At 64.7% G+C, this 11,906-nt stretch carries 7 protein-coding genes; 3 read left to right on the forward strand and 4 right to left on the reverse strand.

The features are described 5' to 3' along the window. The first annotated feature begins 57 nt into the window (after positions 1-57). The 3 genes from rnd to T281_RS06705 all read left to right on the forward strand — a co-directional run bounded on the left by rnd (position 58) and on the right by T281_RS06705 (position 2,389). Complete coding sequence (rnd, locus tag T281_RS06695) at positions 58-1,209, forward strand: ribonuclease D (RefSeq protein ID WP_037236127.1); 1,152 nt, start codon at positions 58-60, stop codon at positions 1,207-1,209. A 110-nt stretch (positions 1,210-1,319) separates the two neighbouring features. Then, on the forward strand, positions 1,320-1,742 hold the full coding sequence (gene ndk / locus T281_RS06700) for a nucleoside-diphosphate kinase (RefSeq protein ID WP_013418533.1): 423 nt from the start codon (positions 1,320-1,322) through the stop codon (positions 1,740-1,742). Positions 1,743-1,960: 218 nt separating this feature from the next. Continuing rightward, complete coding sequence (locus T281_RS06705; RefSeq protein WP_081796650.1) at positions 1,961-2,389, forward strand: VOC family protein; 429 nt, start codon at positions 1,961-1,963, stop codon at positions 2,387-2,389. 123 nt (positions 2,390-2,512) lie between these two features. Here T281_RS06705 and ileS read toward each other — a convergent pair whose 3' ends face one another. The 4 genes from ileS to T281_RS06725 all read right to left on the reverse strand — a co-directional run. Continuing rightward, positions 2,513-5,572, reverse strand: coding sequence for an isoleucine--tRNA ligase (ileS, locus tag T281_RS06710; protein WP_037236176.1), 3,060 nt, complete (start codon positions 5,570-5,572; stop codon positions 2,513-2,515). A gap of 200 nt (positions 5,573-5,772) precedes the next feature. Beyond that, positions 5,773-7,245 (reverse strand): acetyl-CoA C-acetyltransferase, encoded by a 1,473-nt coding sequence (locus tag T281_RS06715; protein ID WP_052037197.1) that lies wholly within the window; start codon positions 7,243-7,245, stop codon positions 5,773-5,775. 137 nt (positions 7,246-7,382) lie between these two features. Then, positions 7,383-9,401, reverse strand: coding sequence for a 3-hydroxyacyl-CoA dehydrogenase NAD-binding domain-containing protein (locus tag T281_RS06720; RefSeq protein ID WP_037236135.1), 2,019 nt, complete (start codon positions 9,399-9,401; stop codon positions 7,383-7,385). A gap of 77 nt (positions 9,402-9,478) precedes the next feature. Further along, positions 9,479-11,906 (reverse strand): acyl-CoA dehydrogenase (locus tag T281_RS06725; protein ID WP_037236138.1); only part of this gene is annotated, 2,428 nt, incomplete at its 5' end.

Genomic DNA, 11,906 nt, shown 5'->3' on the forward strand with positions numbered 1-11,906 from the left:
GTCAAGAATGCGAGCCAGTCACGAGAGCCGCCCCACAGCCCGAGCTACAATAAAAGAATGATTGATCTGCCGCCCGTCATTACCTCCATCAAAGACCTCAAGACGCTTTGCGATGCGCTGGCGAAACAGCCCTACGTGACCGTCGACACCGAGTTCATGCGGCAGACGACCTACCGGCCGAAGCTCTGTCTCATCCAGATGGCCGCGCCAGGTATCGAGGCCGTCGTCGATCCGCTGCCGAACCTCGACCTGTCGCCGTTTTACGCGCTGATGGCGAATACCGCCGTCGTGAAGGTCTTCCACGCCGCCCGTCAGGACATCGAAATCGTCTGGCAGGAAGCGGGCGTGATCCCGATGCCGCTGTTCGATACGCAGATCGCCGCGATGGCGCTCGGCCACGGCGATGCGATCTCCTACGGCGCGCTCGTCAAGAAGCTGCTGAAGAAGAACCACGACAAGACCTATCAGGCCATCGACTGGTGCCAGCGTCCGCTCGGGCCGAAGCAGCTCGAATATGCCCTCGGCGATGTCACCTATCTGCGCGACGTTTACGCCAAGCTGAAGCAGCGGCTTGAGCAGACCGGCCGCGAACCATGGCTTGAGGAAGAAGTTGCCGTCCTCACCGATCCGAAGACCTATGCCTTCGATCCGGCCGACGCGTGGAAGCGCCTCAAGCTTGGCGGCAAGTCGCGCACGGCTCGTTCCATCATTATGGAGCTTGCGGCCTGGCGCGAACGTGCGGCACAGGACGAGAACGTGCCGCGCGGGCGCGTGCTCAAGGACGAAGCGATCTACGAGGTGGCCAAGCACGCGCCGCGCACGCTCGAAACCCTGTCGCGGCTCCGCTCCGTGCGCGACAGCGTCAGGTCGCGCGGCGATGCGATCTTGCGCGCGGTCGAGGCCGCACTTGGCCGCGATCCGGGCGACGTGGTGAACGCGGCGGCGCATGTCGATCTTTCGGCCGGGGCTTCCGCCACCGTCGAGCTTCTGCGCGTGCTGCTGAAGGCCGTCTCCGCCGAACTCGACATTGCGCCGAAGCTTCTCGCCAGCGCCGAGGATCTCGAAAAGCTCGCGCAATATGACGACCCGGATGTGCCCGCGCTGAAGGGCTGGCGGCGTCCCTTGTTCGGCGACAAGGCGCTTGCGCTGAAGGAAGGCCGCCTGGCACTCGGCATCAAGAAGAACGAGGTCGCGGTCTTTCCGCTGTAGCTTGCCCGGTTTCCGCCGCTCCGCTATACACCGCCCTGTAAGATTCGCACCGTCGGCACTACATCCGACGAAAGCCACCATCCCGACCAACCCAAAGCGAGAGCGAGCACATGGCCGTCGAGCGCACCCTTTCCATTCTGAAACCCGATGCCACCGAGCGTAACCTCACCGGCAAGATCAACGCCGTCATCGAGGGCGCGGGCCTTCGCATCATCGCGCAGAAGCGCGTGAAGTGGGATGCGGGAGACGCGGCGTCCTTCTATGCCGTGCACAAGGCTCGCCCCTTCTACAACGACCTCGTGACCTACATGACCTCCGCGCCGATCGTGGTTCAGGTGCTCGAAGGCGAGAACGCCGTCGCGAAGTATCGCGAGATCATGGGCGCGACGAACCCGGAGAACGCCGCTGACGGCACGATCCGCAAGCTGTTCGCCGAGAACATCGAGCGCAATTCCGTGCACGGCTCCGACAGCGCGGACAACGCGGCGCAGGAAATCGGCCTCGTCTTCCAGGAGAGCGAAATCGTCGGCTGAACAAGCCCGCGACGCTAGGCAGACGCGACGAAGGCCGGGCATGTCCCGGCCTTTTTTGTCTTGAAGCCGATTTCTCGGGAAATCGCACAAAATTGACCGTACATGCATCGGAGCAGGAGCGAGTAAAGTGGATGCGCGTCGATGACGCAAAGAGCTGTTACCAGTTACTGAGCCCTGTCGTAGACTTCCTCGATGCCACCTATGCATAAGGAATTGCTGTGGAAACCAACCACGTCCATTGTGGACGACTTGTTGATCACATTCAGCTTGTGGTGCAAGACATCAAGGCAAGCCAGAATTTCTACACCGCAGTTATGGCAATACTGGATATACCAATTGTTAGCACGGACAATGGCTACTTCCTGGCCGACGAACTCGTCGTTTCCTCCGTGGACAGCCCAACAGCTTTAGGCGAGCTAACCGGGCGCCACCATCTGGCGTTTCAGGCTAAGGATCGTGCCACCGTGGATGCTTTCTACAGCGCAGCGTTGGCACATGGAGGTCGCGATAATGGTGCGCCCGGTGTGAGAGCCTATCATCCAGGATATTATGCAGCTTTCGTCCTCGATCCTGATGGCAACAATATCGAGGCTGTCTACCAAGGAGAGGGGCGGCGTAGCGCACCGTCAGTCGTGATCGAATTCTAGGGTTCCGCCCGCAGTGTGTGACCGGAAGCAGCGCCGTCTCACATTGTCGACCTTTGGACTAAGACGGCCGGGACAAACCCGGCCGTCATTTAGATATCTCCGGGAGGCGTTTAAGCGCGCAGCCTAAGCTCCCCGCGCGTCGAACTCCCGCACCGCTGCCGCATCGCGCGCCGAAAGCTCGGGATAGGCCGGATCGCTGCCGACATCGTCGGTGATGCGCCACGAGCGCGCGCATTTCCGCCCCTCGGCGCGCTTCGGCACCACGGCCACGCCCTCAACCTCGTCGAGCGTGAAAGCGTCCTCGGGCGCGTCGCCGGACTTGATCGCGAAGCCGCTCGTGATGGCGATTTCAGCCCAGTCGGCGGCTTTCGCCACGGCGGCAAGTTCCTTGTTGCCGATGTAGATGTCGGGCGCGGCTTCGAGGCTCGACCCGATACGCTTCTCGCGCCGCTCGATCTCAAGCGCGCCCGTGATGACGCGGCGGACGGCGAAGATCTTCTCCCACTTCTCGCCGAGCGCATCGTCGCGCCACGCCGCCGGGATCGCCGGGAAGCGGCTCAGATGCACCGAGCCTTCCGCGTCCGCGCCGTGCCGCGCGAGCCAGGCCTCTTCCGCCGTGAACGGCAGGATCGGCGCGAGCCATGCGGTCAGCGCCTCGAACAGCGTGTTCAGCACGGTCAGCGATGCGCGCCGCTTCGGGCTGGAATGCGCCTCGCAATAAAGCGTGTCCTTGCGGATGTCGAAATAGATCGCGGACAGGTCGTTCGAGCAGAACTCGGCGAGCACGCGATACGCCTTGCGGAAGTCGAAAGCGTTGTAGGCCGCGCGAAGCTCCGCATCGATTTCGGCAACGCGATGCAGGATGTAGCGCTCAAGCTCGGGCATCTCCGCCACGGCGACGTCATGCCCCGGCTCGTAATGCGCGAGATTGCCGAGCACGTAACGCAGCGTGTTGCGCAGCTTGCGATAGGCATCGACCGCCGACTGGATGATCTGCGGCCCGATGCGCAGATCTTCGGTGTAGTCCGACGACAGCGCCCAAAGACGCAGGATGTCCGCGCCCGATTGTTTGATGATGTCCTGCGGCGCGACCGTGTTGCCGAGGGACTTCGACATCTTGCGGCCCTGCTCGTCATTGACGAAGCCGTGGGTCAGCACCGTGTCGAAGGGCGCGCGCCCGCGCGTGCCGCAACTCTCCAGCAGCGACGACTGGAACCAGCCGCGATGCTGGTCCGAGCCTTCGAGATAGAGGTCGGCGGGCCATTTCAGGTCGGGCCGCTTTTCGAGCACGAAGGCGTGCGTCGAGCCACTGTCGAACCACACGTCGAGGATGTCGCGCACCTGCTCCCACTCGTCCGGGTTGGCGACGAGGCCATCGAGGAAACGCGTTGCCGCGGCGTCTGCGAACCACGCATCCGCACCCTCGGCCGCGAACGCCGCCACGATGCGCAATTGAAGCTCCGCCGCGCCGTTGAAGCCCGCGTTCGGGATGACCTCGCCCGTCTCCTTGTGGACGAAAACGGTGATCGGCACGCCCCACGCGCGCTGGCGCGAAATGACCCAATCCGGGCGGTCGGCGACCATGCCGCCGATGCGATTGCGACCTTGCGGCGGCACAAAGCGCGTGTCGTCTATCGCGGCGAGCGCCAGCGCGCGCAAGGTTGCGTCCTCCCCGCCCGCGACGTCGCCGGGAACAGCCACAGGCTTGTCCATCGCGATGAACCATTGCGGCGTGTTGCGGAAGATGACCGGCGCTTTCGACCGCCACGAATGCGGGTAGTCGTGCTTGTGGCGCGGGTTCATGGACGCGAGCGCGCCAGCGGCCTTCAGCGCTTCAACCACGGCGGCGTTTGCGTAGCGCGTATCGTCGAGCTTGCCGAAGCTGCCCTTGTCGTCAACCACGCGCTTCGGCTCCGCGCCGCCGAACAGGCCGACATGCGCGCGGTAATAGCCGTCCGGACCGACCGTATCGGGAACCGTGGTGTCGATGCCCGCCGCCGCGATTTCGCGGCCCTTCGCCATCCAGATTTCAAAGTCGTCCGCGCCGTGGCCGGGAGCGGTGTGCACGAAGCCCGTGCCCGCGTCCTCGGTGACGTGGTCGCCTTCGAGGAGCGGCACGCTAAATTCGTAGCCGTCGCTCGCATGGAACGGGTGGGCGGCGACGAGGCCCGCAGGATCGACGTCATCGATGAGCGTCCATTCATCAACGCGGGCAGCTTTGAAGAAATTCTCCGAGAGCGACTTCGCGAGGATGAAACGCTCGCCAACCTTCGTCCAGTTGTCCTCGGGCGCTGCCGTCACCTCATAGAGGCCGTAGCCGATCCGGCGCGAATAGGAAATCGCGCGGTTGGCCGGGATGGTCCACGGCGTCGTCGTCCAGATGACGATGGACGCGCCGTCGAGTTCTCCCTTACCAAGGGAGGCCGCCACCGGAAACTTCACATAGATCGCCGCGCTCGCATGCTCGTGATACTCGACCTCGGCCTCGGCGAGCGCGGTCCGCTCGACCACCGACCACATCACCGGCTTCGAGCCGCGATACAGCAGCCCGTTCATGGCGAATTTCATCAACTCGCCCGCAATGGTCGCCTCGGCCTCGAAGGCCATGGTCGAGTAATGGTTCGGCCAGTCGCCCTCGACGCCGAGGCGCTTGAACTCGGCCATCTGCACGCCGATCCACTTCGCGGCGAACTCGCGGCACTGGCGGCGGAACGAATTGACGGGCACCTCGTCCTTGTTCTTGCCCTTCGCGCGGTACTGCTCTTCCACCTTCCACTCGATGGGAAGGCCGTGACAGTCCCAGCCCGGCACATAGTTCGCGTCCTTGCCCTGCATCTGCTGCGAGCGGACGATGGCGTCCTTCAGGATCTTGTTGAGGCCGGTGCCGATGTGGATGTTGCCGTTGGCGTAGGGCGGGCCGTCATGCAGCACGAATTTCTCGCGGCCCGCCGAGTCCTCGCGCAGGCGCTTGTAGAGGCCCATCTTCTCCCAGCGGTCGAGGAGCTTCGGTTCGAGGTTCGGCAACCCCGCCTTCATGCCGAAATCGGTCTTCGGCAGGAACAGCGTCTTCGACCAGTCGCGCCCGCCTTGCGCCGCGGCGTCGGCCGTCTTCGCGTTGCCGGAAGCGTCGTCCTTCGCCGAGCCGTTCTTCGTCGGCCGGGCGGCCTCGTCTTTCTTCGTCATCGTATAGCCTAACGCGGCGTGTGCGCCGCAGGTCATAGGAAATTTTCGCCTAGCATTAGAGCGAACGCAAAAGCGCGGCAAGAACGTTGATGCACCTATCCGGCGGCGCGTTCCGTTGGAGAAGGACGCTCAGGGCGGCGATGTTTACCCGAACCGATATGGCGAGGCTGAAGAAGAAGGGCGGGCGCCCGCCCTCCCCATCAGTAAAGCTGCTTGCGGACGGCCTCGCTCGTCGGATCGCCGGGCACCTCGGGCGGCGCGGGTTGCTCGTCGGGCACGCACGCCGGGAGCGGCGCGACCTCGGCGCGGGCGGTCTCGGCTTCCGTCGCCTTGGGCTCGGCCGGTTCGTCCTCATGCGCGGGCTTCGTCTGTTCGGCGCGAATATCGTCGCGCGGGCGTTCGAGGATCGCGCAGACGCCCATGCCGCCCGCCGTGCAGATGGAAATCAGCCCGCGTCCGCCGCCATTCTCTTCGAGGATCTTCGCAAGCTGCGCGATGATGCGCGCACCCGTCGCTGCGAATGGGTGCCCGTAGGCGAGGCTCGATCCCTTGACGTTCAGCTTCGAGCGGTCGATGGAGCCGAGCGGCTTGTCCTTGCCGAGCATCGTCTTGCAATAGTCTGCGTCTTCCCACGCCTTCAGCGTACACAGCACCTGCGCGGCGAACGCCTCATGGATCTCGTAGAAGTCGAAATCCTGCAAGGTAAGCCCCGCGCGGTCGAGCATCTTCGACACGGCGATGGTCGGCGCCATGAGGAGGCCCTTCCCTGCGTCCACGAAGTCGATGCCCCAATGCTGGCCGAAAGTGAGCCAGGCTTGCGGCTTCAGGCCGTGCGCCTTGGCCCAGTCCTCCGACGCCAGCAGCACCGCCGACGCGCCATCCGTGAGCGGCGTAGAGTTCGCCGCCGTGAGCGTGCCGCCGTCCTTGTCGAAGGCGGGCTTCAGGCTCCTGAGCTTTTCGAGGCTGATGTCGGGGCGCAAATTGTTGTCGCGGTAGACGCCCGCCGTCGGCACGAGCAGATCGTCGAGAAAGCCCGCATCGTAGGCCGCCGCCGCATTCTTGTGGCTCTCATAGGCGAGCTTGTCCTGCTCGTCGCGGGGGATCTGCCACTCCTTCGCCATGAGTTCGCAATGCTGGCCCATGGAAAGGCCGGTGCGCGGCTCCGCGACAGCAGGCGGGTTGACCGAGATGTCGCCGAGCGAAAAGCCGGAGAGAAGCGACGTCGCCTTGCCCTTGACGGTTTTCTCGCTCGACACCTTGGCAAGCCGCTTCGCGAGTGCGCGCTTCAGCTCGATCGGCGGATCCGACACAGTGTCCGTGCCGCAGGCGATGGCGCTGTCGATGGCGCCGATGGCGATCTTTGCCGCCGATCCGAGCGCCGCCTGAAGGCTCGTGCCGCAGGCTTGGCTCAGCGAGATGCCCGGCGTATCCTCGGAAAGCTTGGTGCCGATCACCGCCTCGCGCGTGAGGTTGAAGTCGCGCGAATGCGTGACGACGGCGCCGCCCACCACCTCGTCGATATGCTCGCCCTGAAGATGATACTTCTCGACGAGCCCGTTCAGCGCCGCCGTGAGCAAGTCGAGGTTGGTCAGGTCGTCATAGCCCGTGTTGCCCCGACAGAAGGGCGTGCGGATGCCGCCGATCACGGCCACCTTGCGCAATGTCTCACCCATGGAAGTCTCCCCGCACATCTGTTGTGGTCTTGGCGCGTGTCGTGGTCTTGGCGCGACCGCGCCCGAAAGCTTCGCCGTCTAGAGCGGCCCGCGTCCAGTTGGATGTGGATTAAGCCGCTCTAGCACTCTAAATGCGATCATCCCGCGTGAACCGGCTCGCCGCCCGTCTTCGCCGCGCCGTTTTGCTTCGTGTTGAGCGACGCGCGATAATGCAGCGGCCCGCCACGGAACGGCGCGAAGCCCGCGCCGAACACCGCGCCCGCGTCCACGTGATCGGCATCCGCCACGACGCCATCGGCCAGCGCCTTCTCGCTCTCATCGATCAGCGGCGCGATCAGCTCACGGCCGAGCACCGAAAGATCGGCCTTGGCGAAATTCGGCGCGGTGGCCGGCTTCTCGCGCTTGCCGTCCACCCATTTGTAGAAGCCTTCGCCCGTCTTCTTGCCGAGCTTTTTCTCAGCGACGAGTTGCATCAGCGGGTGGTCGTCCGGCGTGGGAAGGTTGAGGATTTTTGCGACGCTCAGCGCCACGTCGAGGCCGACGATATCGACAAGCTCGATCGGCCCGACCGGCATGCCGAATTCTTCAGCCGCCGCGTCGATCTTCTCCTTCGGCGTGCCCTCGGCGAGCTTCTGCATCGCGCCGAACATATAGGGTGCGAGCGTGCGGTTCACGAGGAAGCCCGGCGACGATTTCACGATGAGCGGCAGCTTGCCGATGCGTGTCACGAAGGCCGCGCCGCGCCGGATTTCCTCCTCGCGGCTCTCCGCGCCACGCACCACCTCGACGAGCGGCAGCACGGCGACGGGGTTGAAGAAATGCAGCCCGATGAGGCGCGACGGATCTTGCAGCGCGGACGCGATGTCCTCGATCTTGAGCGACGAGGTGTTGGTGGCGAGCAGCGCGCCCGGCTTCAGCTTCGGCTCGACCTCGGCGAAGACCGCGCGCTTCGCATCGAGATTCTCGTAGATCGCCTCGATCACCACATCCGCGCGGTGGATCTGCGCGCCCTGCGGGTCGGCCAGAAGCCGCGCCTTCGCCTTCTCGGCTTCGAGCGGCGAGCGCATCCGCTTCTTGAAGAACGCATCCGCCCGCTTCAACGCCTTCTCCACCGCTTCGGGCGAATTGTCCTGAAGCGAAACCTCCATGCCTTCGCGAACGCACGCCATGGCGATATCCGCGCCCATGGTGCCCGCGCCGATCACATGCACGCGCGCCGGACGCCAGCCATCCTTCGGCGCTTCGGCCTTCAGCATCTCCGAGAGACGGAACACGCGGCGCAGATTGCGCGACTGGTCGGAAATCATCAGCGGCGCGAAAAATTTCGTCTCGGCGCGCTTCATGTCGTCAAAGCTGCCGCCGTGTTTCTCGAACAGGTCGATGAGGCGGAACGGCGCGGGGTAATGCTCGGCGCGCACCTTGGCGGCGGTTTCCTTGCGCATGCGGTTCGCGAGGAAGGCGCGCCCCGGCTCGAACATGAGAAGCGGCTGCCATGCGCGCGACGGCTGCGAGTGCGCGTTCTTGAGGACAGCCTTGCGCGCGGCCCATTTCAGCTCATGGCGCGTCGGCACGAGTTGATCGACGGCACCCGTCGCCCTCGCCTGCCCCGGCCGCAGCAGCTTGCCCGCGAGCATCGGCGGCATCGCGCTCATCGGGCCAGCCTGACGCAGCCACCGCGCCGAGCCGTTCAGCCCCGGAATGATGCCGAGCTTCACCTCGGGCAGGCCGATGCGAGTGGCGTCCTCGCGCGTCGCGATGCGGTAATGACAGGCGAGCGCGAATTCGAGGCCGCCGCCGAGACACGCGCCGTTGATCGCAGCGACCACAGGCACGGGCAGCGCCTCGATGCGGTCGAACACGGCTGTGCCTGCGCGTACCGCCTCGATCACGTCCTCTTCGGTCTTGAGGTCGTCGAACTCCTTGATGTTCGCGCCCGCGATGAAGCTCTTGTCCTTGCCGGACATGATGACGAGGCCGCGCACGGTGCGATCCTGCGCGCCGTGCGCCACTGCGGTCACGATCCGGTTGAGTTCCTCGAACTGCTCCCGGCCGAGCGTATTGTGCGACTGTCCCTTCACGTCGAAGACCGCCCAGGCGATCCTTTCGAGATCGATCGTGTACTGCCAATGCTTGAGGTTCGCGATATCGGCTGACATGTCCGTTCCTACTCCCTCGTTCGTCTTTGTGCCCCGCGCGAAAGGGCGGGATGCGGCGACCCTGCGCCGCCTCGGTATTATTCGGCGGCGGGCGCATCCGCCTTGACAAGGTCGGGCGCGCGCTTGTCCTGCGCCGCTTGTGCGCCTTTCCGGGCCGCGCTCGCGTAATGTGGCTCAAGCTCTGCGGGCTCGAAATCGTCCACCGCGATCACCTTTGCCACGAGCCGCTCCGCCTCCCGCAACGCATCGGCCTCGGTCGGCGTGAGGATCGCCTTGTCCACGGCCTCCTTGAACCAGTCGTTGCCGAGATAACGCTTCACGAGACCCGCACGCACGGCTTTATCAAGCTTCTTGTCCGCGTCCTCGCTGACGAACGTCTTCAGAAACGCCGCTTCGAGCACGCCGGTCGAATCGTTCTCATCCTTCGACACATAGATGTAACGCGTAAGACGGTCGCGAAGCTCGCCCGGCTCCAGCACCGCCGTCACAACTTCCTTCGCGAGCGCATCGGACGGCTTTGCCCAGTGGTTGCCGACCGGGAAGACGAGCGCACGCAGGAAATAGCCGCCGCCTTTCGACGGGTAATTGTCGAACGCGTCCGAGAGCGCCGCGTAAAAGCGGTGGAAGGCCGACTTCACCGCATAATCGAACACCGGCCGCTCCGTCGGCAGTGCGCCGTCGTCCTCGTAGCGCTTCAACAGGCAGGCGATGAAGTAAAGCTCCGAGAGCGCATCGGCCAGCCGCCCCGTGAGGCGCTGCTTCACCTTGAGGCCGCCGCCGAGCGTCATCACCGAGAAGTCGGCGGCCAGCGCGAAGTTGGTCGCCGCGCGCTCAAGCTGTGCATAATAATAGGGCACCGGCGCATTGATGGGCGAGCGCGCGAAGATGCCCGCCGTGATGTTGTGGAACGCCGTGCCGAAGACGTTCGACACCGAAAACGCCGCATGCTTCTCGAACGCGTCCTCGAAAGCGGCGAAGCCCTTCGCGTGGTCCGGGTTCTGCGCGGCCTCGATTTCGGAATAGAGATAGGGATGCGAGCGGAGCGCCCCTTGCGCGAACACGATGAGGCTGCGCGAAAGGATGTTCGCGCCTTCCACCGTGATCGACACGGGCGAGATCTGGAACGCCGCTTGCAGATAATTCTTCGGCCCGTCGCAGATGCCCTTGCCGCCGTGGATGTCGAGCGCCGCGTCTAGCGCCTTCCGCATCCGCTCCGTCGACTGGTATTTCATGATGGCGGAAATAACGGCGGGTTTCGCGCCGGCCGAGATCATAGCGGACGTCACCGCGCGCGCCGCTTCGAGCGTGTAGGCCGTTTCGACGATGTCGGCGAGCTTCTCCTGGATGCCCTCCATACGCCCGATCGGGATCGAGAATTGCTTGCGCACGCGGGCGTAGGCGCTCGTTACGCGCAGCAGTTGCTTCGCGCCCGCCGTGGCAGACGCCGGAAGCGAGATCGCGCGCCCCGCCGCGAGACACGACATCAGCATGCGCCAGCCCTGGCCCACGCGGTCCTTGCCACCGACGACCCAATCGATGGGGATGAACACGTCGGTGCCGCGCACCGGCCCGTTGGGGAAGGACGAACCTGCAGGCAGGTGCCGCGTGCCGATTTCGACGCCCGGATGGTCGGCGGGGATCAGCGCCAGCGTGATGCCGATATCGTCGCCCTTGCCGAGGATGTTTTCGGGGTCGAACAGGTGGAACGCTAGGCCGACGAGCGTCGCCTTGGGCGCGAGCGTGATGTAGCGCTTGTCGAAGGTGACGCGGATGCCGAGCGTCTCCTTGCCGTCATAGGTGCCGCGCGTGACATAGCCCACGTCGCGCATGGCGGCGGCGTCCGACCCGGCCGAGGGGCTTGTCAGCGCGAAGCACGGGATTTCTTTGCCCTTCGCCAGCGGTTCGAGCCAGCGCTTCTTCTGCTCGTCGGTGCCGAACTCTTCGATCAGTTCGCCCGGCCCGAGCGAATTCGGCACCATGACGACGATGGACGCGTCCGGGTTGCGCGATGACACCTTGCCGAGGATGAGCGACTGCGCCTGAGGCGAAAAGCCCAGCCCGCCATGCTCCTTCGAGATGAGCATGCCGAGGAAGCCCTTCTCGCGGATGAAGGCGAGGATGTCGTCGGGGATGCCGTGGCGGTTGTGGCGAATGTCCCAATCGTTGAGCTTCTTGCAAAGCTCCTCGGTCTCGTGATCGAGAAAATGCTGTTCCTCGGGCGTGAGCACAACGGGATCGACGGCGCGAAGCTTGTTCCAGTCGGGGCGGCCCGAAAAGATTTCGGCGTCGAAGCCGATGGTGCCCGCGTCGAGCGCCTCCTGCTCCGTTTTCGACACCGGCGGCAGCACGCGCTTGACCATCTTGAACGCCGGGCGCGTCACCACGGCACGGCGCACCGGCCGCCACGCGAGAAGACCGAGGAAGGCGGCAGGCAGCCAGCCGAGCAGCGCCCATGTCGAGAAATCGAGGCCATGCAAGTCGCCGTCGAACAGGCCGAGCTTCCAG

It is taken from the genome of Rhodomicrobium udaipurense JA643 (assembly GCF_000636015.1).
GTDB classification, from domain to species: Bacteria; Pseudomonadota; Alphaproteobacteria; order Rhizobiales; family Rhodomicrobiaceae; genus Rhodomicrobium; species Rhodomicrobium udaipurense.

What these genes read in the sequence shown, in the direction of transcription:
- rnd (WP_037236127.1), top strand. Translation starts at nt 58, where the DNA reads ATGATTGATCTGCCGCCCGTCATTACCTCCATCAAAGACCTCAAGACG.
- ndk (WP_013418533.1), top strand. Translation starts at nt 1,320, where the DNA reads ATGGCCGTCGAGCGCACCCTTTCCATTCTGAAACCCGATGCCACCGAG.
- ileS (WP_037236176.1), bottom strand. Translation starts at nt 5,572, where the DNA reads ATGACGAAGAAAGACGAGGCCGCCCGGCCGACGAAGAACGGCTCGGCG.
- T281_RS06715 (WP_052037197.1), bottom strand. Translation starts at nt 7,245, where the DNA reads ATGGGTGAGACATTGCGCAAGGTGGCCGTGATCGGCGGCATCCGCACG.
- T281_RS06720 (WP_037236135.1), bottom strand. Translation starts at nt 9,401, where the DNA reads ATGTCAGCCGATATCGCGAACCTCAAGCATTGGCAGTACACGATCGAT.